Source organism: Staphylococcus hsinchuensis, from assembly GCF_038789205.1.
GTDB lineage: Bacteria > Bacillota > Bacilli > Staphylococcales > Staphylococcaceae > Staphylococcus > Staphylococcus hsinchuensis.
In genome coordinates, this window is sequence record NZ_CP128355.1 from 950,992 (window position 1) to 971,528 (window position 20,537).

The window sequence follows — 20,537 nt, forward strand, 5'->3', positions numbered from 1 at the left end:
ATCCTGAATCTATTCGATTAGATTCGGGATTTTTATAATGAGAAAGTGTAATAACCAATAAATTGAACTTGAATTTTTTCCCAAAGAGAGTAAAATAATTAGAGTTGTAAGTAATAACGTACATAAATTTTTCGAAATAAGTTGTTTGTAGATAACTGCTTTTATATAAATAGAATGAATTTTAAAGAAAGGTGAGGGTGTCTTTGCAAAATAAATTTATGATTTGCGATGACTGCCATGGGGTGAACTGTAAATCTTTGGAGAAGAAATTAACGAAATTAGATCCTGATGCAGAAATCGATATTGGTTGTCAGTCATATTGTGGTCCTGGACGTCGTAAAACATTTGCATTCATTAATAATCGGCCATTAGCTGCACTTACTGAAGATGAACTCATGGAAAAGGTCATTAAGCAATTACAAAAACCAAGAGACCCAGAAGAAGAAGAGCGTTTAAGACAAAGACACGAAGAACGTAAACGCCGTAAAGAAGAACAAGATAGAAAGTTAAAAGAAAAAATTGCACGACGTAAAAGTGCAAAATAATAAATATAAATTTGATAAAACCGGTAAATGTTGAATAATGAATGCATTTACTGGTTTTTTAATTACAATACTTTTTACTAAAATCTAATCTTACTTTATGCTTCATACCTCAATTTATCTTCTAGCTATAAAAAGTACTTATCATCATAGTAATAAGCAGATTATTTAGATACTACATAGATTAATGATATTTTTTTAATGTAGTATATTATATCAAATGGCTAATTGGGAGTGGGGCAGAAATCGAATTTTCTAATAAAGCTTTCGTAGTCCCACCTAGTTGACTAAGCGTCTAAGACAACTATTTTTGTCTCAGCCTTTTATTCATAAGAGTAGTTTTAAACAAGCGTTATACAAGAGAAAAGGAGTTGTGTCGAGATGGTCAAACAAGTGAAATTAGGCAAATCAAACGTTGAAGTAACACCAATTGCAATGGGAGCCAATGCTGTTGGTGGACATAATTTTTATAACGATTTAGATGAAGAACAAGGTAAAGAAACAGTTCGCAATGCAATACGCAATGGTATGAACTTAATTGATACGGCGTATATTTATGGTCCAGAGCGCTCAGAAGAACTTGTTGGCGAAGCCGTTCAAGATTTTGATAGAGAAGATTTTGCTATCGCTACAAAAGGTGCACATTATTTCGATGAAAACAAAGAAATTAAAATGTCTAATAAACCTGAATATTTAAAAGATCAAGTAGAAAAAAGTTTAAAACGTTTGCAACTTGATTATATCGATTTATATTATATTCATTTCCCAGATAAAGATACGCCTAAAGATCAGGCAGTAGCAGCGTTAAAAGAACTTAAAGACGAAGGGAAAATTAAAGCAATTGGTGTATCGAACTTCTCATTAGAACAGTTGAAAGAAGCGAATAAAAATGGTGACGTAGATGTAGTACAAATGGAATATAATCTGTTAAACCGAGAAAACGAAGCTATCTTTGAATATACTGCGGAAAACAATATTACTTTTGTGCCTTATTTCCCACTCGTTTCTGGATTATTAGCAGGTAAATATAACGAAAATACAACATTTGATGACATCAGAGCTAAAAATCCAGAATTCCAAGGTGATAAATTCAAAGAAAACTTGAAAAAAATTGAAGGTTTAAGAGAAATCGCAAAAGCACATGATGCGGAAGTAGCTCATGTCGTATTAGCGTACTATTTAACAAAACCATCCCTTGATGTTGTGATTCCTGGTGCTAAACGTCCAGAACAAGTAGAAGATAATTTGAAAACATTAGATGTTCAACTGACGGATGCAGATATCGAAAAAATTGAGACATTATTTCCTTTAAAATAAGACATTTAAGCCAAAGCACTGCGAATAAACTTTCAGTTTTGTTCGTAGTGTTTTATATATTTAAATTGTATCAAACTATTAAATTTAGAGAAATTTGATAAAATAGGTACAACTATTTTTGAATATATGAATAAATCATTAAAAACTTAAGAAGGTGAAAATGATGATAACAGTTTTATTTGGTGGAAGCAGACCTGATGGTAATACGGCTTACATAACTCAGAAAGCAATTGCTGGTCATGAATACCGTTGGATTGATTTAACTCAATATCAGTTAGACCCAGTGAGAGATGTGAGACACGATAATGGAGAAATCACGACTTATAATGATGATTACAAGACATTAATTGATCAGGTATTAGAAAGCGATACAATCATTTTTGCGTCACCTGTTTATTGGTACAGTGTTTCAGCCTCTATGAAAGCATTTATAGATCATTGGTCTGAGACGTTGATGGATCCTAACTATAAAGATTTTAAAGAAAAAATGTCTAAAAAAGATATAAGATTAATATTGGTAGGTGGCGATTGGCCTAAGATTAAAGCAAAACCATGCATTTCTCAATTTAAATATAGTTTAGAATATATCAATGCGCATTTAAGTGGTTATATTATAGGCAGAGCGGAAAAGCCTGGAGATATTAAAAAAGATGTCTATGCATTAGAACGCGCGAAAGAATGGCAAGAAACATTAGGCGATTTTGCAGGTTAAATGAATGTCTGAAATTGTAGCGTTACCCTAACTATTTTATCTTAAATAGATTAAGTATTTTGACTATTGAAATTATGATATAATAAAGTCATTAATACCTATTGTGAGTAAGGGGAGAGCAACATGCATAAAGTGAGGAAAGCAACAGCAGATGATGTTGTCGGTATAAGAGATGTCGCAACAAAGGCTTGGAATAACACATATTTAAATATTTATGCTGCAAAGACTGTGAACGAGTTATTAGCAGCTTCTTACAATGAACAACATTTATTGAAACGATTAGACGACCAATTATTTTTAGTAATCGAAGAGGAAGATGAAATTATCGGGTTCGCTAATTTTATAAATGGTAAAGAACTTTATTTATCAGCCCATTATGTAAGACCTTCATGGCAACACCACGGTTATGGTTCTGATTTGTTAACGGAAGGTTTAGATTATTATAAGGATAATTACAGTAAGGTTTATTTAGAGGTAGACAATAAAAACAGTGATGCAGTTTCATTTTATGAGAAGAAAGGCTTTGAAAAGATACGTTCATATCAACATGAAATGTATGGCGAAGCTATGGATTTAGCATTGATGTGTAAATCATTAACTTAGCTATTGCTTAACATGCATAATGAGGAGGACAAAATTGACACTTTCAACATATGCCACACAAAAGTTACATGAAGAAAAGGTTTTTAAGGATCCTATTCACCGATACATCCATGTTAAAGATCAAGTGATTTGGGATTTAATAAAGACCAAAGAATTTCAACGTCTTAGAAGAATTAAGCAAGTAGGCACATTATATTTATCTTTCCATACAGCAGAGCATAGTCGTTTTGGGCATTCTTTAGGTGTTTACGAGATTGTACGCCGATTGATAGACGACTCATTTAATGGGCGAAAGGCATGGAATAATGATGATAGACCGCTAGCACTTTGTGCAGCACTGTTGCACGATCTAGGGCATGGTCCGTTTTCTCATAGCTTTGAAAAGATTTTTAATACGGATCATGAAGCCTTTACCCAAGCGATTATTACTGGGCCGACCGAAGTGAATCAAGTATTAAAGCGTGTAAGTGAAGACTTCCCTCAGCAAGTTGCCGATGTAATTAACAAGACGCATGATAACAAACTTGTGATTTCGATGATTTCTTCACAGATAGATGCTGATAGAATGGATTACTTACAAAGAGATGCTTACTTTACTGGTGTGACATATGGTCAATTTGATATGGAACGTATCTTAAGATTGATGCGACCGACAAAGGATGAGGTGCTCATCAAAGAAAGTGGTATGCATGCAGTTGAAAACTTTATCATGAGTAGATATCAAATGTATTGGCAAGTATACTTCCATCCCGTTAGTCGTGGTGGAGAAGTACTACTAAACAACTGCTTAAAACGTGCGAAACAGTTATATCAAGAAGGTTATTCATTTAACAAGCCACCACATGAGTTTATACCATTTTTTGAAGAGTCTATGACGATAGAACAATATGTTGAATTAGACGAAGCGGTAGTAGTGTATTATTTAAAATCATGGATTAATGAAGAAGATGAAATATTGAGTGATTTATCGCGCCGATTTATTAATAGAGATTTATTTAAATATATGCCATTCGATGGTTCGATTATTACGATTACAGAACTGACTGATTTATTTATCCAAGCAGATATTGACCCGAACTATTACTTTGTGAGTGAAGGCTTTTCAGATTTACCGTATGATTATGATCGTCCGGGATCAAATCGACAGCCGATACATTTGTTAAGACGTAACGGAGATATTAGAGAAATTAGTAATCAATCGCTAGTTATCGCTAGCATCACTGGTATTAATCGTAAAGATTATAAACTGTATTATCCTAAAGAACTCATCTCAAATATTGAAGATGAACAAGTACGTAATGCTATTTTCGGTATTTTGAATGAATTAAACTAAAACGTCATTTATTTGAGAAATTAGGGTTATATTTGTTAAATTTATTTTTAAAAGACATAGTAAGTATGGTAACGCGTAAGATATTCACTAGATGTCTAAATAACAGAGATGGAGGTGTAATGAATGGCTGAAAATAAAGGATTTAATTTCAATATTATAAAAAACGATCCACTTGATGGGCATAAAGGAACGAATATTGGTTCAATTAGTTTAGATAACGTTGCGCCAGTCTTTATTGATGTTGCAAATAAAGAGGCATTTATTGATATTGGTGGTATGCATGCACGTGCAAAAGTTGAAAAAGGCGTTAAATGGATTAAAGATAAAGAAACTGTAGAAGGTGACGAAGCCAAGGAATACTGGTTATGTTGGGTGACGACCGAACGTGGTGAAAATGGCCCATACTACGCTGGTGTTACAGCTTGTTATATGTTAGTAAATAAATCTATTCGACGCGGTTATAAGAGTATGCCTGAACATGTGAATATGATGGATAAATCAATGAAACGACATATTATTGTTGATCATATCGGAGCAGAAAATAGAGCGATATTAAAAGATTTCTTAAAAGAACATGATATTAAAATGTGGGACAATTCAACAGAAGAATTACATCAGGCATTTTCAGAATCATAATTGTTTATGAAGTTTTTAGTATAGGAAAGTTAAAAACTTTAATTTGAATCATTTTTATAAGCAAGACACTTCTTTTATTTCAATACAATGATAAAGAAGTGTCTTTTTTATTTTAAATTAAATGGGGGCTTACCATCGAAGTTTGTTAGGTATGCACACCTGTCTTGCAATGTATAAATATGCTATAATAATGTGTAATAATTTAAAGAGCAGGGTGAAACGTTCATTGGAAAACAATGTGAGTATCGAGACCAAGCAAGTTGTTAAGCAACATGGAGATAAACAGAAATTTGCATTTAACACACATGGGACATGGCAAAAACGCCATGCTGAGTTCATTCGTTATGAAGAACAGATTGAAGATGCATCGGTTAACGTTACGGTTAAGATTGAACAAAGTGGAATAAAAATCATTCGCAAAGGCGATATCAATATGAATCTTCACTTTGTAGAAGGTGAAGACACAATCACTTTATATGAAATCGGCGGTGGACGTATTCCTTTAACAGTGCATACGCACCGTGTTAACCATTTTTTAAATGATAATGGTGGAAAACTTAAAATACATTATGATTTAATTCAAGATGAAGAGAAAATGGGCACTTACCAATATGAAATAACTTATAAGGAGACGCTGTAAAGATGAATATTATTGACCAAGTGAAACAAACACTAATTGAAGAAATCAAACATAGTATTTTAACTTCAGAGCTCGCAGATTCAGAGAGTTTACCAGAAATTAAAGTTGAGATTCCTAAAGATACTAAAAATGGTGATTATTCAACAAATATAGCGATGGTTTTAACGAAAATCGCTAAGAAAAACCCACGTGAAATCGCACAAGCAATTGTTGACAATTTAAATACAGCGAAAGCAAATGTTGAAAAGGTAGATATCGCAGGCCCAGGTTTTATAAACTTTTATTTAGATAACCACTATCTAACAGCTGTTATCCCAGAAGCGATTAATAAAGGCGATAAATTTGGTTATGCAGAATCATCGAAAGATCAAAGCATACTACTTGAATATGTATCAGCTAACCCGACAGGTGATTTACATATTGGACATGCGAGAAATGCGGCAGTAGGGGATACTTTAGCAAACATCTTAACTGCAGCTGGTTATCAAGTCACAAGAGAATATTATATCAATGATGCAGGTAACCAAATTACAAACCTTGCACGTTCAATTGAAGCGCGTTATTTCGAAGCGTTAGGGGATTCATCAGTAACGATGCCTGAAGATGGCTATCATGGTAAAGATATCATCAATATCGCTAACGATTTAGCTGCAAAACAACCAGAGTTAAAGGATTTAGCTGAAGAGGAGCGCATCAAAACGTTTAGACAACTCGGTGTAAATTATGAAATGGAGAAATTAAGAAAAGATTTATCTGATTTCAATACACACTTTGATAACTGGTTTAGTGAAACTTCACTTTATGAAAAAGGTGAAATCAAAGCAGTGTTAAATAAGATGACAGAGTTGGGCTATACGTATGAACAAGATGATGCGACTTGGTTACGTACAACGGACTTTAAAGATGATAAAGATCGCGTGTTAATTAAAAACGACGGTAATTATACGTATTTCCTACCAGATATTGCATATCACTTCGATAAGATTGAACGTGGAAATGATACATTAATCAATTTATTTGGTGCAGATCATCATGGTTACATTAACCGTTTGAAAGCCTCAATGGAAACATTCGGTGTTGATAGTGAACGTCTAGAAATTCAAATCATGCAAATGGTACGTCTTTTACAAAACGGTGAAGAAGTTAAGATGAGTAAACGTACAGGTAATGCGATTACTTTACGTGAAATCATGGATGAAGTTGGTGTAGATGCGGCACGTTATTTCTTAACGATGCGTAGTCCGGATACGCACTTTGACTTTGATATGGAATTAGCGAAACAAGAATCACAAGACAACCCAGTGTACTATGCACAATATGCACATGCACGTATTTGCTCTATCTTAAAGCAAGCAGAAGAGCGCGATATCACGCCATCAGCTGATGTTGATTTCTCACCAATTACAAACGACAAAGCCATTGAATTGATGAAGAAATTAGCTGAATTTGAACCAACGATTCAAAATGCTGCCGAACAACGTGCACCACATAGAATTACGAACTATATTCAAGATTTAGCGGCTCATTTCCATAAGTTTTATAATGCTGAAAAGGTATTAACAGAAGATATTGAGAAAACAAAAGCTTTAATTGCACTTGTAGAAGCGGTGAAAATCACATTACACAATGCATTAGCTTTAGTAGGTGTCAATGCACCAGAATCAATGTAATGATTTAAAATCGCATTACATCCAAATTGAATAAACAACAATGATAAAGAATCCATTGCCAATGCAAATACAACGATTTAAATAAAATGAACGTTGCAGCATGGTACGTGGGTTCTTTTTGTTTAATGATGAAACTTTGAGAAAGGGATTTTGGAATATGTTAGATACAGCGTCACTGTATAAAAAATTATATCAACATATGGGGCCACAAGGCTGGTGGCCAGCCGAAACACAAATAGAGATGATGTTAGGCGCGATATTAGTACAAAATACAAACTGGCGGAACGCAGCCTATGCGATACAATCATTGAAGGAGGCTACGAATCTCGACCCTCATCACATATTGCGTTTAGATTTAGAAACATTGCAACAACTCATCCGTTCAAGTGGTTTCTATAAAAATAAAGCAAAAACAATTCATGCATTACTAAAATGGCTTGATGTACACGATTTTGATTATGAAGCCATCGCGAACTATTATCACAAATCTATGAGAGATGAATTGTTGAAGATTAAAGGTATTGGAAGTGAAACTGCAGATGTATTATTTGTGTACGTATTTGGCGGTATCGAATTTATCCCCGATAAATATACACGTAGGATTTATGAAAAATTAGGTTACGACCAAATAGAAACATATGATAAGTTCAAGAAACATATTGAATTACCTACGGACTTTACGAATCAAGATGCAAAAGAATTTCACGCCTTACTCGATAACTTTGGAAAAAACTACTTTAACGGAAAAAATACAGAAAAGATGACTTTTTTAGATCAATATTTTGTTAAATAGTAGTTAAAATTGTGCGTGGTTTTGCTATGATAAACTTAACGTTATTTTGAGGAGTTAAGCCAATGAAAAAAATAAATTTATTGATTTATTTAACACTGATTCTCATGCTAGTGTTATCTGCTTGTAGTTCAGGTGGCAAGCAATCTACAGAACAACACGAGTCAAATAAGCATCCATATCATCGTATTATTTCTTTAATGCCGAGTAATACGGAAATTTTATATGAATTAGGTCTAGGCAAAAAAATAGTAGGTGTATCTACAGTCGATGACTATCCAAAACAAGTTAAAGATAAGAAGAAATTCAATGCCATGAAACTTAATAAAGAAGCATTACTGAAAGCTAAACCGGATTTAATCTTAGCTCACGAATCTCAAAAATCAACAGCTGGTGATGTATTAAAGTCGTTAAAAAAGAGTGGCATTAAAGTTGTCTATATTAAAGACGCTCAGTCAATAGATGAAACTTATGATACATTTAAACAAATTGGTAAAATTACTGGGAAAGAAAAAGTAGCGAATGATCTAGTTAGAGAAACGAAGCATAATGTGGAAAAAGTAAAATCATCAATTCCTAATTCTCAAAAATCGCAACAAGTATTTATGGAAATTTCTTCACAACCTGAAATTTATACGGCAGGTAAACATACGTTTTTCAATGATATGTTAAAGCAATTGAAAGTGAAAAATAGTTTTGCGGGATTAGAAGGATGGCCAAAGGTAAGTAAAGAGGATATTATTAAGAAGAACCCAGATATGATGATAGCTACAAGTGGTATTTCACAAAAAGCATACCAGAAAGAAGTCAAGGGACGTGGAGGATTTAACCAAGTTAAAGCAGTTAAAAATAACCGAATCAAAGCCGTCGATGGTGATAAAATATCCCGTCCCGGTCCACGTATCGATGATGGTTTGAAAGTATTAGAAAAAGCAATTTATGAAGAAAAAACCAATTAAACATAATAAAAAAAGAGTCGGCCGTCCAATAATATAATTATATGGACGCTCGACTCTTTTTTATTTACTATAATTGCGTAGGCTGACCTTTAGATCTTAATTCACCTTCAACAGTTTGTTTTCGTCCTGAACGTGTACAGTAAGTCATAATAATACAAGCTGTTATGATTAGTAAGATGAATGAGAACAACCATGTATGCGTAAGTTCATGCAATATACCGAATAATAAAGGTCCGACTGCTGCGATTAAATAGCCAACCGCTTGGGCCATACCTGATAATTTAGCTGCAGTAACACTGCTTTCAGTCTTCATTGCGAAGAAAGTATTAAAGATACCGAATGAGATGCCACTCGCAACGCCGATGAAGATGACACCTAGTAGTACAAGATGGATATTAAACATGACTAATAATGTACCTATGATAAATAATAGGCCGGATATAAAGATAATTAAGTTTTGTTTTCTCATTTTTTCAATAATCATTGGAGTTACGAAAGTCATTGGAATCAGACAAAGTTGTAAAATCGTTAAATATGTTCCAGATACACTTAAGTCGACCTTTTTACTGGATAAGTATTCTGGTAACCAATTTAGGAATGAGTAGAATATTAATGATTGGCTGCCAATGAATAAAGTGATTTGCCAAGCAAGCGTAGACTTCCATACGTTAAATTGTAATGAATCAGCACCTTTTACTTTAAGTTGGTATCTATCTAATTGAAAGACCCATACAAACATCGTAAATAATGTGACAAGAATAACTAAATTTAACACAATGTTATAGTGCCACTGATGTAATAATGGTGCCGTAATAAATGAAGATAATGCGCCACATAGATTCATAACTACTGTATACAATGCTGTTACGACGCCTATTCTACGTGGGAAACGTCCTTTGATTATCGCTGGTGTAAGTACGTTCCCATAGGCGTTACCGATGCCAACTAAAAGGGTGCCTATAAGTAAGAAATAAGTATTGGTAAAAGTACGTGTTAACAAGCCGATGACGATCAGTATAAGTGCAATAAACATCGTTCGCTCTAACCCGATGCGATTACCTGTTTTTGCTGCAAATAACGAAGCGATTGCAAAAGCCAATAATGGCATAATTGTTAATAAGCTAATTACACTATTAGACAAGTGTAAATCGATTTTAATATTAGGGATAGCTACACCTATTGAAGTAATGGGCGCACGTAAATTTGCGCCAATGAGTAAAATACCTAATAATAAAATCGCCTTTTTATGTTTACGAATAAAAGACATAAATATAAAACTCCTCAATTGATCATTTTAGTGTACGAATGTACAACTATAACGTCCAGTGTTATGATATAATAAATTAACTTAAATTGTAAATGGTGGGGAAATAGATGAAAGATATTAGACATATAGTTTCGGACAATATCTCGGAATATAGAAAGCAAGCTGGCTTGAGTTTGCAGAAGTTATCAGAAATGACTGAAGTGAGTAAGACAATGCTCAACCAAATCGAGTCAGGTCAATCCAACCCTTCAATTACTGTATTATGGAAAATATCAAACGGATTAAATATACCACTTAGTAATCTGATTACTGATAATGAAGAAGATATTGATATTGTTGATAAATCCCAGATTCAACCGATGTACAACGATGATAAGACAACAGCTATATATCCTTATTTTTTATATAAAAAATATAGACCCTTTGAAATGTTCCAAACAGAGTTGCAGCCGAATAGTTGTTTAGTGACGAATTCGCACCACGAAGAATCAATGATTTTTTTATTTGTTACTAAAGGTGAATTGAAAATAAATATAGAGGGTGAAACATATCATTTATATGAAGAACAAGCGATCAAGTTTAATTCCAATTTAAATCACCATTATATGAATGATTCATCAAAACTATCGAAATTTATTTCTCTATTACACTATATTGACTAATAAAATATTCAAAAAAGTTAACAAGTAATAGTATAGTGAGTATTGAAAAATTCAATGAAAGTGTGGAAAACATGAAGTTCAAAAGCGTCTTTTCAATATGTTTTATCGTACTTTGTATGTCGGTGGCTTTGAGTTTGATGTGGGATATTTCTAGTATTGAGAAAAATCTATTTGAACCGATTTTAGTACAAGTACGTGTGCCTAGAATTTTACTAGCGATGATAACAGGGATGGGCTTAACGCTAGCAGGTCATATGTTTCAAACCTTATTAAATAATCCTTTAGCAGACAGCTTTACACTTGGGTTATCTAGTGGCGCCACATTTGGTTCAGGACTAGCGGTGGTATTTGGGTTATCTTTTGTCTGGTTACCAATATTTTCAATTATGTTTAGTGTGCTTACATTAATACTTGTGCTTACGCTTACTATGGCGATGTCTAAAGGTTATCCTATGAGAACTTTGATTTTATCTGGGATTATGGTTGGAGCTTTATTCAATGCATTTCTGTATGTATTAATTATCTTTAATGAAAGAAAGCTAAATAATATTATTAATTATATGTTCGGTGGTTTTTCTTCTGCAGAATATCACGAAGTCGTGTATATTAGTATTGTATTTATCTTAAGTATCATCATTCTATTAACGTTGATGCCAAGTATTAAATTATTACAATTAGGAGAGTTAAGCGCTAAATCTTTAGGTTTAAATGTGACTATTGTAACTTATGGTGTTTTATTGATATCATCAGTCTTAACAGCAGTGATTGTTGCATTTGTAGGTATCATAGGGTTTATAGGCATGGTTATTCCTCAAATTGTACGGCGTCAGTGTAATAGCTTTGACTTAACACAACAAATGATTTTAAATGTGACCATTGGCGGTATTGTAATGGTAATTGCAGATTGGATAGGCGGTAGCTTATTCCAACCGTTACAAATTCCTGCGAGCATTGTAATGGCATTATTAGGCATTCCAGTTTTATTTTATATGATGGTAACAGAGCAACGTAGCTAGTTTAGATATTGATGTGAGTATTTAAGAATTTATATTAAGAACGCTTTGTTTAAATGAAGAGGTAATGAATAATGGACTTAACAAAAGTAAAAGCAGTTGTTTTCGATTTAGAAGGAACGCTCTTAGATAGAAAAAAATCACGTGATAAATTTATTGAGGAACAGTATGAACGTTTTCACGATTACTTCGTTCGTATTCAACAAGCTGATTTCAGAAACAAATTTATCGAGTTAGATGATGACGAAGACCACGATAAGCCTGAAGTATATAAAGCTATCATTAGAGATTTCCATGTGGATCGTCTGACTTGGAAAGATTTGTTTAATGATTTTGAAATGCATTTTTATCGTTATGTTTTTCCATATTATGATACGTTATATACGTTAGAAAAATTAAATAAACATGAATACTTAACTGGTGTTATCGCAAATGGTAAATCGAAAATCAAGCAATTTCGGATGCACGCTTTAGGTGTAGAAGATGCTATCAATTATTTAACAACGTCTGAAACAGTAGGTTATCGTAAACCACATCCAAAGATTTTTGAAGATATGTTAGACCAATTAGGAACGTTACCTGAAGAAACAATGTATGTAGGTGATGATGCCTTAAATGATGTCGCCCCTGCAAGAGCAATGGGAATGATTAGCGTTTGGTTCAAAGAAGGTGAGGCTGAAATAGAGCCATTACCTGAGGAAGTAGATTTTACTATTTCCACATTAGAAGAGCTATTGACGATATTACCAATTTCAAAAGAGGAGAGTTAGCGAATGGATTTATTTACTACGAACGATGGTACAGTAATCAATTACAGGACAACAGGTGAAGGTGAAGCAATTGTAATGCTTCATACAGCTTTTGATAATTTAACTATTTTTAATGATATAGAGTCCGAATTTAATGATAAATATCAAGTCGTACTCGTTGATTTAAGAGGTCATGGCTACTCAGATAAAAAGGATTATATTCATTTTGCAGAATATGCTGAAGATATTAAACAATTACTTGATTACTTATATATAGATCATTGTTCATTTATCGGGCATGAAATGGGTGCTTCAATTGCCGCAACGATTGCAGCGCGTAATCCAGACATGGTGAAATCTCTTACCTTAATAAACCCAACATTACTTAATGATATGTTCCCAGGAGAACGTTTATATCGCAAGTATGCGGAAAAAATACGTAACTGGGATGAAAATGATCAACAAAAATTCTTAGATTCACATTTGTATTATTCTAAACGTAAAGCTAAAAAACAACTTAAACATATGTCTACGACAAATGATTTATTAACGAAAAAAGAAAGAAATGCTGTTAAAGCCTCATTTAATGATAACCGTATTACGGATTATTTAAGTCAATTAGATCTACCAACTTTAATTATTGCTGGGCAACACGGTGAACGTACAACAGTTGTAGAAGCTAAAGAAGTAGGAGATTACATTAATAATGAAGTGAAATTTGTAGTATTTGATAAATCAGGTCTATATCCATTTAGCGAAGAAAAAGAAAAGTTTGTAACATCAGTGAAACATTTTTTGGAAAATAATTTAGTGAAAGAAAAATAAATACATTCTTGTCCTTAGTAATATTTCTCTATGTGTATAATGTTCTATATTTTGGGTAATGATAACTATACATCTCGTTGAAAATTTCAATGAATCTTTGTTTTTTATAGTAAGTAACAATATTTTTCACTTTGCACTTCTAAAGTCAAATTAAATTATTTGCATTATTTGTAACACTTCTGTAATATAAAAGATGTATTGATAACTGACAAAAGTAAAATGGATATAAAGCATTACATATAGAGAAGGAGAGAGTGCTATGAAAAAAATGATAGCGGCTGTTTTAGTCACAGGTATAGCAGTTACAGGCGTAGGTGCGGGCAATGCTTCAGCAGCAACAGGTAATACAATGCACAATGTTGAACAATTACAGAATGGTGATACAACATTAGAAAATGCCAAATTAGGTGATTCAATTCAAAGCGTATTGAAACATAATAGCACACCAATTTATTCAGAAAGTGCTGATGGTAATGAACACTTTTATGAATTTAATAAAAAAGACGGTCGTCTTGTAATTACAGCAGACGGTAAAAAGAACAAAGGCCATATTACACGTATTTCTATGAGTTATAATAAAACAAATGGCCCATCTTTCGAAGATGTTAAAAAACAACTAGGTGACGATGTTATTTCACGTTCAAATTATAACAGTGTAACAGGTAACTTTGGCTACATCCAAGACGGTAACGTTTCATACCAATTCAGTTCACAATCACCACAAGACAAAGATATTAAATTATATCGCATTGATATTGCAAAATAGAGCGCTTATAGATATAAATTAAAATATATTATAGCCGACAAGTTTAAATAAATAGGACTTGTCGGTTATTTTATTTGTTATTATAGTTGATATAATAAATTTAAATTGAATTACATGTGGGATGTAGTAACATAAGATATACATAATATAAAGCGCACGTTTCAATTGAAGTAGACAAGGAGACGATTATGAAAGCGAATGACAAAGTATTAATTGAAAATATTAATGATTATTTTACTCATAAAGGGCTTTCTCCTAATTTAATAGATGATATCAAAGTTAAGTTAAAGAAAGACATGAAAAAATCAGAAGAACGAAAAATGGATTATATTGAATATCGGTCAAAATCTCCAGCTGAAATCATTTTGACAATTCAAAGGAATTTATTCACGTTACAAATTAACCCCGTCGTATTCTTTATTATCAATTTTATATTGATTTCGTACTTATATGACAAACATTACGTTGAATTCCAAGCGACACCTGGTCTAAACATATTTTATTTAATTATCATTCTACCATTATCGATATTTATTTATTTCCGCATACAGTGGAAAAATTATTTATATAGTAATAGGTTTGAACGGATTATCGCATCCGTTATAGCGGTTGTCGCCTTTATTCTCGTAGTAGCACATACATTTGGCTTAAATTTAGGCATTGTCTCCGTGACGATGGTTACACACCAATTTGTATTTTTTGTAGGTATTATTCTTAGTATTGCGGGTGTTTATTTTAAAAGGTTAGAATTCACAGGTATTGGTTTATTACTCTGTCAAAAAACAATAGATTCAATGGTACGTGACCCAAATATTGCTCAAATTGTTTCACTCGTTATTTGGGTTCTACTGTTAATCGTAATTATTTATTATACCATTCGTATTTCTTCAAGAAATGCTTAATAAAAAAGGTCGGTTCTACGTTAGAATCGACCTTTTTTATTTTAAAAGACACTATAAAATTCAAGGGAAAGCACGTTTATGTAAAAAGATAATAGGAGTTTTCTGTATCAAGCGTAACCTATACGCATTGAGGGTATAAATCAGAGTAAAGGGAGGTGACCCAATATGAAAAAAGTTGAAACAAGTTTCGACAATGAAATTGCTTATATTCGTGAAGGCCATGGAGTGCCCTTAATTTTAATCCATGGACTGGATAGTAATATGGCTTCATTTTATAGTTTGAAAGACGAATTAAAGACGATTTTCGAAGTCATCATTTATGATGTACGTGGTCACGGTAAATCAACGAAGCATGAATCTTTTGATATAAATGACCATGTTAAAGATTTATATAGTTTAATGGAAAAATTAAATATCGAAGCGGCACATTTAGTCGGACATGATATGGGTGGCTTAATCGCTAAACATTTTACAAATCAATTTGACACAAAAGTTTTATCTTTAACATTGGTAGCTACCAACCTATTTGATAGTGTGGGTGGTTTAAATAAATTAATGATCGACCACCAAGATGAAATAGAAGGGTTTGATAAATCTGAAGCGTTGATTATTTTATTCCCTTATATTTATCAAGAACAACTTAAAGCCCGTAAGTGGTTACAGGATCAAAGAATTTACAGCAGACAAACGTCAGAAGATAGTGCTATTGCAACGCGAGCATTAATGAATTTTCCATTATTGAGTCAAAATGAAGTGATTGAAACAGTAAATGTACCAACACTTATGATTTATGGAAAACATGACCCGTTAGTTGATTTAGATAATCTCAATCAAGAATCAATAGCAGGGGATGAATTAACCGTATATACCTTTGAACATTCGGGACATGCCCCGCATATTGAAGAAGCTGAAAATTTTATTCAAAAATACTTAGAATTTACAAATCAAGGCGTTGTAGAATAGCAAGATAGTCAAGGTTTAAGTCTTTATAATATACATGTTATTGATTATTATACTTACATCCTTTTATGCGAATTTTTTGCAATTTTAAAAATATTTCAATGTTATACTTGAATATGTATAGTAAATTATTGAAAAAAGTCCATCTCAAAGGTTCATTCAATCTTTGAAATGGGCTTTGTATTATTTTATTTATATAATTTGTACGAGCTTCACTTTCAATATGTCCTGTTCAAACTTTAACCAAATCTTATAGTTAATAATTATTAAAATAAGATACTTTCATTGTATAAAAATAGAAAAGGCAATTTCTATATTTTTCAATAGAAATTGCCTTTTCTCGGTCTGTGAACGTGATATTCCAGACGCATATACGTTTATAAAATATGAATAGTGTATTTATAAGGTACACACGTTTTATTTGTTGTGTGAATGTGATATTAATTAAACTTCTTTGTTGTCGTTTGCTTCTTTAATTCGGTCATTAACGCGTGTTAATAGTTCATTGATTTTTTTACGTTGCTTTTTATTAACTAAGATTAATACTGTTCTCTCATCGTGTTCATTACGCTTTTTAGCGAAATAATCTTCTTGAGATAAGTTTTTAACAGCTTTTACAACTTGTGGTTGTTTGTAATTTAAGTGATTAATAATATCTTTTAAATAATATTCTTCACTTTCATTTTCACTGATATACGTTAATACTGCAAATTCTTCAAAACTGACTGAAAATTCTTTTTTAATAATTCCTTTTAATTTATCAGCATATGTAACCATAGCTAATAATTCAAAGCAATCATTGATTTTTGAAATAGCCATTGAAATTCCTCCCTATTTGAAATAGCCTTTTAGAATACATAATAATTATATTTTTGTATCATTGCCTAGCTTAAATTGTTTAGGTATTCAAACACCTACAATAATTTATGGCTTAATTATATTCATGATGAATATATTAAAGCCTCTATTATTTAGTTAATTATAACTAAATGAAAATAAAAAGTAAACAAAAAAATGTTTAAGCAACACAACAATGGAATAAGCTATAAATTGAATAATTAACTTACCCAAAATTTTATATATATTTATTTCACACCATTTCAATTTTTTGTCATTCAATAAATATAATACTAGAAAATAAAACGTTCAAAAAAATTATATTTACGATGTGTACACAATCTATCCATATGTTACATATAATTTAATTAAAGCATCACTAAATTTCAGAAAATGAAACTTTAATATATAAACAATAATACCCATTATCACACCAGATTAACGGTTTTAATAAAATTATAATTTAATCGTAAAATAATTACTATAAATTTAATATTGCTGATAAACTTTTGGTGTATCAACTTTTTCTTTTAAGAAATATTACAATAATAAATTTTACGAAGGGTCTAGCAAAATGTGATTGCAATAAGACTAAAGTTTATAAGGATTTCTTTGAAAATAATAATGATAAATATTTATTGTGTTTGATTCGCAAGTCGCAACTTTATAACGATTTTATCAATAAATAAATGTAATATTTTTAAAATAAACGTAATATAATTATGCCAACCAAAATAGCTGTGATACCGATTATTTTTCTTGTAGTGACTTTATTTACATGTGTGCCTAATAAACCGAAATGATCAATGATAAGTCCCATCAACATTTGACCGAGCATAACAATGATGGTTGTTAAAGCAGCTCCAAGATGAGGCATTAAAATAATATTTGTAGTTACAAATACTACACCTAACAAACCACCTATAAAATACACAGGTTTTAAACGTCCTTGTTGTTTATGATGTTTTGTCATTTTTAAACTGCGATTAAAGATAAGCGTCAACATAAATAAAGCAATAGTCCCGACAGCAAATGATACGAGTGAAGCCATAAAAGATGAATGTAGTTGCTTTCCTAAAGCACTATTAATGGCAGTTTGTACTGGAGGACAAAATCCAAAGCAAAACCCTAGTATTAGCCATAAGCGCGTGTTTGTATTTTGAACCGATGTAGTGTTTTGCTCTCGCACATAATTCATTAAAATAATGCCAAAAAGTAATAACACTATCCCAAGCGCCTTTAACCATGTAAACGATTCTACATTAGCACCAAAGAAACCAAACGTATCGATGATGATACCCATAATAATTTGTCCGGCAACAGTGATCACAACGGTTAACGAAGCGCCTAACCGAGGTAATAGTAATAAATTTCCTGTCAGGAATATTACACCTAATAATCCACCACAAAACCATAAATAATTGAATGATTGTGATTCGTAAAAATGTGGCGTAAATACGTGCGGGTTAATACATAAATTTAAAAAAATTAAGAAAACAGTACCCGTAGCAAAAGATATCGTCGACGCATAAAAAGAAGATTTAGTATAAAGACTTAATCGTGAATTGATTGAAGTTTGAAAAGGTAGCACCATTCCGGCAATGATACCTAAACAATAAAGTAAAAACATAGAATCACCTTTTATATGTAGTTGTAAAATCATTATAGTTTATTGTAAAATAATTTCCCATTAAACCGATTTTTTTGATGTGTTTAATTACATAATAAAAAAATGATGTACACAATACACAAAATACATTAAAATATAATTAGTGATTACTTTTAAGTTAGTAATTAATAAATTCCAATTTGCCAAAGGAATACATGGTAAATACTATTATTTAAAATAGTCATAATCACATTAGAAACGAGTGAGAAAATATATTGAAGCAATTAAATATCATACGTCTTTTGAATGAAGATATATTTTTCATTGGTGCTGGTCATGACATCGGTATTGTGAAAAATCAATTTATCGAGGTGCTTAACCCGCGTAGATCTTATAAAAACTTAGCTCAAGTCACTGAGGTATTTGACCAATATGCGATGTGCGAAAAGTTAGGAGAAAAGAAAATATTCTTTGGAGATACAGTGAGATTGAGACCACTTAAACATAAATAGCCCTAGCAGAGATTATAGGCGTTCTCTACTAGGGCGTTTATTTTCTATGAATTTAAATAAATGAATTACTGATTTTATTGACTGGGTATTATAAAGTTTAGAACAATACTTTCGTCGTTTTATCTATAATTTGAGCAGATTGGATATCTGTCGGAATGCCTGTTTTAGGGCGTAGTATATCTAAAGCAAGCATATCTTTCATGCTCTCTTTAATCACTGAATCATGCGTGAAGTGTTCAATTTTAGGAATTTGTAACTTAATTGTTTTGTTAACAGCATCATTGAATAAAAGTTCTAAAGTTTGTGTCATTAATTTTTCCTCCTTATTTAATTTGTTCTGTAGTAATAACTTCAAGTTTTTCGAATCGTTCGCCAGTTAGTTTTTCAATAATAGCTTGAAAACTCTTTAATTGGTCGTGCGTTGCTGAAGTGTTTAAGTTTGAGAAGTGGCGTTTATAAGTAACAGGTTTGCCGTCTTTATCATTTGTATTGCGCGACATAGTAACTTCTAACTTATTAATATTATTCATGATGATTTCCCTCCTTTCACTTATATATATCGAAAAAAATAGCGCAATTGGACAAATAAATTTCTGAAAATTTAGCTTAAATACTTTATTGTTACTAAAATATATTATATCCTTAAATAAGGAACATTAAAAAAGAGGTGACGAAGTTGAATCAAGTTGATCCAATAAGGGAAATTGAAGAAATTACTGCGATGTATGATGTTTTACAACATAAATCGACGAGAGACTATTTATTATTTAAATTTGCAATACATACCGGAGTGAAACTCAGTGATTTATTAAATATGAAGGTAAATGATATTAAAGATTCAGAAGGGGATGTAAAGGCTTATTGGGTAGAACAACAAGCGCCGGATATCTATATCCAGTTACCTGACTTACTCCGTGACGAGTTATCCCAATATATTAAAGTAGAACAGTTAGAAGATGATGGTTTGTTATTTCAATCAAATCGAACTGCAAACTGTTTGTCTAGACAACAAGCTTACCGCATTATTCATTCAGCTGCGGCTGAGTTAGGTATGGTACATATTGGATTGACTACGTTGAGAAAGACGTTTGCATATCATGCATACCAATCAGGTATCTCTATTTCTATTATTCAGAAATATTTAGGTCATCAAACAACATTCGAAACGATGAAATTTATTGGCATTTCTACTCAAAAAAGTAAAACCACAATTGCATTAAATTTATAAACTTT

General features: G+C 32.0%; 24 protein-coding genes. 19 read left to right on the forward strand and 5 right to left on the reverse strand.

Annotation, left to right across the window (positions count from 1 at the left end):
* Positions 1-203: 203 nt before the first annotated feature.
* The 10 genes from QQM35_RS04700 to QQM35_RS04745 all read left to right on the forward strand — a co-directional run bounded on the left by QQM35_RS04700 (position 204) and on the right by QQM35_RS04745 (position 9,202).
* Positions 204-545: a YuzB family protein gene (locus QQM35_RS04700; protein ID WP_251518731.1), complete on the forward strand. Its 342-nt coding sequence runs from the start codon at positions 204-206 to the stop codon at positions 543-545.
* 378 nt (positions 546-923) lie between these two features.
* A complete protein-coding gene (locus QQM35_RS04705; protein ID WP_251518733.1) occupies positions 924-1,859 on the forward strand; it encodes an aldo/keto reductase in 936 nt (311 codons plus the stop codon).
* A gap of 163 nt (positions 1,860-2,022) precedes the next feature.
* Positions 2,023-2,571 carry a flavodoxin family protein gene (locus tag QQM35_RS04710; RefSeq protein WP_251519076.1) on the forward strand — a complete coding sequence of 183 codons (549 nt, stop codon included), beginning with the start codon at positions 2,023-2,025 and terminating at the stop codon, positions 2,569-2,571.
* Positions 2,572-2,694: 123 nt separating this feature from the next.
* Positions 2,695-3,174, forward strand: a complete 480-nt coding sequence (locus QQM35_RS04715; RefSeq protein WP_342610560.1) for a GNAT family N-acetyltransferase — start codon at positions 2,695-2,697, stop codon at positions 3,172-3,174.
* Positions 3,175-3,193: 19 nt separating this feature from the next.
* Positions 3,194-4,507 (forward strand): HD domain-containing protein, encoded by a 1,314-nt coding sequence (locus QQM35_RS04720; protein WP_251943378.1) that lies wholly within the window; start codon positions 3,194-3,196, stop codon positions 4,505-4,507.
* A gap of 123 nt (positions 4,508-4,630) precedes the next feature.
* On the forward strand, positions 4,631-5,143 hold the full coding sequence (locus QQM35_RS04725; protein ID WP_251518746.1) for a YwhD family protein: 513 nt from the start codon (positions 4,631-4,633) through the stop codon (positions 5,141-5,143).
* A 226-nt stretch (positions 5,144-5,369) separates the two neighbouring features.
* Entirely contained in the window at positions 5,370-5,783 is a 414-nt protein-coding gene (locus QQM35_RS04730; RefSeq protein WP_251943377.1) for a DUF1934 domain-containing protein, read from the forward strand.
* Positions 5,784-5,785: 2 nt separating this feature from the next.
* Positions 5,786-7,453 carry an arginine--tRNA ligase gene (argS, locus tag QQM35_RS04735; RefSeq protein WP_251518768.1) on the forward strand — a complete coding sequence of 556 codons (1,668 nt, stop codon included), beginning with the start codon at positions 5,786-5,788 and terminating at the stop codon, positions 7,451-7,453.
* A 157-nt stretch (positions 7,454-7,610) separates the two neighbouring features.
* Positions 7,611-8,246, forward strand: coding sequence for an endonuclease III domain-containing protein (locus tag QQM35_RS04740; protein WP_251943964.1), 636 nt, complete (start codon positions 7,611-7,613; stop codon positions 8,244-8,246).
* A gap of 62 nt (positions 8,247-8,308) precedes the next feature.
* Positions 8,309-9,202, forward strand: coding sequence for an ABC transporter substrate-binding protein (locus QQM35_RS04745; protein WP_251518770.1), 894 nt, complete (start codon positions 8,309-8,311; stop codon positions 9,200-9,202).
* 67 nt (positions 9,203-9,269) lie between these two features.
* On the opposite strand, the gene QQM35_RS04750 is transcribed toward QQM35_RS04745, so the two are convergent.
* Positions 9,270-10,469: a CynX/NimT family MFS transporter gene (locus tag QQM35_RS04750; RefSeq protein ID WP_251518772.1), complete on the reverse strand. Its 1,200-nt coding sequence runs from the start codon at positions 10,467-10,469 to the stop codon at positions 9,270-9,272.
* Between the two features lie 107 nt (positions 10,470-10,576).
* Here QQM35_RS04750 and QQM35_RS04755 point away from each other — a divergent pair, with 107 nt between their 5' ends.
* From QQM35_RS04755 to QQM35_RS04785, 7 genes are all read left to right on the forward strand, one after another.
* A complete protein-coding gene (locus QQM35_RS04755) occupies positions 10,577-11,131 on the forward strand; it encodes a helix-turn-helix domain-containing protein (protein ID WP_251943376.1) in 555 nt (184 codons plus the stop codon).
* Positions 11,132-11,202: 71 nt separating this feature from the next.
* Positions 11,203-12,147, forward strand: a complete 945-nt coding sequence (locus tag QQM35_RS04760; RefSeq protein ID WP_251518776.1) for a FecCD family ABC transporter permease — start codon at positions 11,203-11,205, stop codon at positions 12,145-12,147.
* 71 nt (positions 12,148-12,218) lie between these two features.
* Positions 12,219-12,914, forward strand: coding sequence for an HAD family hydrolase (locus QQM35_RS04765; protein WP_251518777.1), 696 nt, complete (start codon positions 12,219-12,221; stop codon positions 12,912-12,914).
* A gap of 3 nt (positions 12,915-12,917) precedes the next feature.
* The gene (locus tag QQM35_RS04770; RefSeq protein ID WP_251518778.1) at positions 12,918-13,718 is read left to right on the forward strand and encodes an alpha/beta fold hydrolase; all 801 of its coding nucleotides are present in this window, start codon (positions 12,918-12,920) and stop codon (positions 13,716-13,718) included.
* A 259-nt stretch (positions 13,719-13,977) separates the two neighbouring features.
* On the forward strand, positions 13,978-14,484 hold the full coding sequence (locus QQM35_RS04775; RefSeq protein ID WP_342610561.1) for an SA0570 family protein: 507 nt from the start codon (positions 13,978-13,980) through the stop codon (positions 14,482-14,484).
* Positions 14,485-14,672: 188 nt separating this feature from the next.
* Entirely contained in the window at positions 14,673-15,386 is a 714-nt protein-coding gene (locus tag QQM35_RS04780; RefSeq protein ID WP_251943373.1) for a hypothetical protein, read from the forward strand.
* Positions 15,387-15,551: 165 nt separating this feature from the next.
* Entirely contained in the window at positions 15,552-16,349 is a 798-nt protein-coding gene (locus QQM35_RS04785; RefSeq protein WP_251518782.1) for an alpha/beta fold hydrolase, read from the forward strand.
* A gap of 441 nt (positions 16,350-16,790) precedes the next feature.
* Here QQM35_RS04785 and sarA read toward each other — a convergent pair whose 3' ends face one another.
* Both sarA and QQM35_RS04795 read right to left on the reverse strand, forming a co-directional pair.
* Complete coding sequence (sarA, locus tag QQM35_RS04790) at positions 16,791-17,165, reverse strand: global transcriptional regulator SarA (protein ID WP_251943372.1); 375 nt, start codon at positions 17,163-17,165, stop codon at positions 16,791-16,793.
* Between the two features lie 718 nt (positions 17,166-17,883).
* A complete protein-coding gene (locus QQM35_RS04795) occupies positions 17,884-18,813 on the reverse strand; it encodes a DMT family transporter (RefSeq protein ID WP_342610562.1) in 930 nt (309 codons plus the stop codon).
* 254 nt (positions 18,814-19,067) lie between these two features.
* Here QQM35_RS04795 and QQM35_RS04800 point away from each other — a divergent pair, with 254 nt between their 5' ends.
* Complete coding sequence (locus tag QQM35_RS04800) at positions 19,068-19,304, forward strand: hypothetical protein (RefSeq protein ID WP_251518787.1); 237 nt, start codon at positions 19,068-19,070, stop codon at positions 19,302-19,304.
* Between the two features lie 97 nt (positions 19,305-19,401).
* Here the strand turns inward: QQM35_RS04800 and QQM35_RS04805 are convergent, their stop codons facing one another.
* Both QQM35_RS04805 and sroA read right to left on the reverse strand, forming a co-directional pair.
* Entirely contained in the window at positions 19,402-19,614 is a 213-nt protein-coding gene (locus QQM35_RS04805) for a DUF2922 domain-containing protein (RefSeq protein ID WP_251518789.1), read from the reverse strand.
* Positions 19,615-19,627: 13 nt separating this feature from the next.
* Complete coding sequence (gene sroA, locus QQM35_RS04810) at positions 19,628-19,834, reverse strand: sigS mRNA-stabilizing protein SroA (protein ID WP_251518791.1); 207 nt, start codon at positions 19,832-19,834, stop codon at positions 19,628-19,630.
* A 146-nt stretch (positions 19,835-19,980) separates the two neighbouring features.
* On the opposite strand from sroA, the gene QQM35_RS04815 reads away from it, so the two are divergent.
* Positions 19,981-20,532, forward strand: coding sequence for a tyrosine-type recombinase/integrase (locus tag QQM35_RS04815; protein ID WP_251518793.1), 552 nt, complete (start codon positions 19,981-19,983; stop codon positions 20,530-20,532).
* The last annotated feature ends 5 nt before the right edge of the window (positions 20,533-20,537 follow it).

Excerpts from the sequence above, each read along its gene's own strand:
- QQM35_RS04770 (WP_251518778.1), top strand. The coding sequence starts at position 12,918 with ATGGATTTATTTACTACGAACGATGGTACAGTAATCAATTACAGGACA.
- QQM35_RS04775 (WP_342610561.1), top strand. The coding sequence starts at position 13,978 with ATGAAAAAAATGATAGCGGCTGTTTTAGTCACAGGTATAGCAGTTACA.
- QQM35_RS04750 (WP_251518772.1), bottom strand. The coding sequence starts at position 10,469 with ATGTCTTTTATTCGTAAACATAAAAAGGCGATTTTATTATTAGGTATT.
- argS (WP_251518768.1), top strand. The coding sequence starts at position 5,786 with ATGAATATTATTGACCAAGTGAAACAAACACTAATTGAAGAAATCAAA.
- QQM35_RS04740 (WP_251943964.1), top strand. The coding sequence starts at position 7,611 with ATGTTAGATACAGCGTCACTGTATAAAAAATTATATCAACATATGGGG.
- QQM35_RS04765 (WP_251518777.1), top strand. The coding sequence starts at position 12,219 with ATGGACTTAACAAAAGTAAAAGCAGTTGTTTTCGATTTAGAAGGAACG.
- sarA (WP_251943372.1), bottom strand. The coding sequence starts at position 17,165 with ATGGCTATTTCAAAAATCAATGATTGCTTTGAATTATTAGCTATGGTT.
- QQM35_RS04725 (WP_251518746.1), top strand. The coding sequence starts at position 4,631 with ATGGCTGAAAATAAAGGATTTAATTTCAATATTATAAAAAACGATCCA.
- QQM35_RS04795 (WP_342610562.1), bottom strand. The coding sequence starts at position 18,813 with ATGTTTTTACTTTATTGTTTAGGTATCATTGCCGGAATGGTGCTACCT.
- QQM35_RS04785 (WP_251518782.1), top strand. The coding sequence starts at position 15,552 with ATGAAAAAAGTTGAAACAAGTTTCGACAATGAAATTGCTTATATTCGT.
- QQM35_RS04745 (WP_251518770.1), top strand. The coding sequence starts at position 8,309 with ATGAAAAAAATAAATTTATTGATTTATTTAACACTGATTCTCATGCTA.
- QQM35_RS04805 (WP_251518789.1), bottom strand. The coding sequence starts at position 19,614 with ATGACACAAACTTTAGAACTTTTATTCAATGATGCTGTTAACAAAACA.
- QQM35_RS04710 (WP_251519076.1), top strand. The coding sequence starts at position 2,023 with ATGATAACAGTTTTATTTGGTGGAAGCAGACCTGATGGTAATACGGCT.
- sroA (WP_251518791.1), bottom strand. The coding sequence starts at position 19,834 with ATGAATAATATTAATAAGTTAGAAGTTACTATGTCGCGCAATACAAAT.
- QQM35_RS04760 (WP_251518776.1), top strand. The coding sequence starts at position 11,203 with ATGAAGTTCAAAAGCGTCTTTTCAATATGTTTTATCGTACTTTGTATG.
- QQM35_RS04780 (WP_251943373.1), top strand. The coding sequence starts at position 14,673 with ATGAAAGCGAATGACAAAGTATTAATTGAAAATATTAATGATTATTTT.
- QQM35_RS04715 (WP_342610560.1), top strand. The coding sequence starts at position 2,695 with ATGCATAAAGTGAGGAAAGCAACAGCAGATGATGTTGTCGGTATAAGA.
- QQM35_RS04720 (WP_251943378.1), top strand. The coding sequence starts at position 3,194 with ATGAGGAGGACAAAATTGACACTTTCAACATATGCCACACAAAAGTTA.
- QQM35_RS04705 (WP_251518733.1), top strand. The coding sequence starts at position 924 with ATGGTCAAACAAGTGAAATTAGGCAAATCAAACGTTGAAGTAACACCA.
- QQM35_RS04755 (WP_251943376.1), top strand. The coding sequence starts at position 10,577 with ATGAAAGATATTAGACATATAGTTTCGGACAATATCTCGGAATATAGA.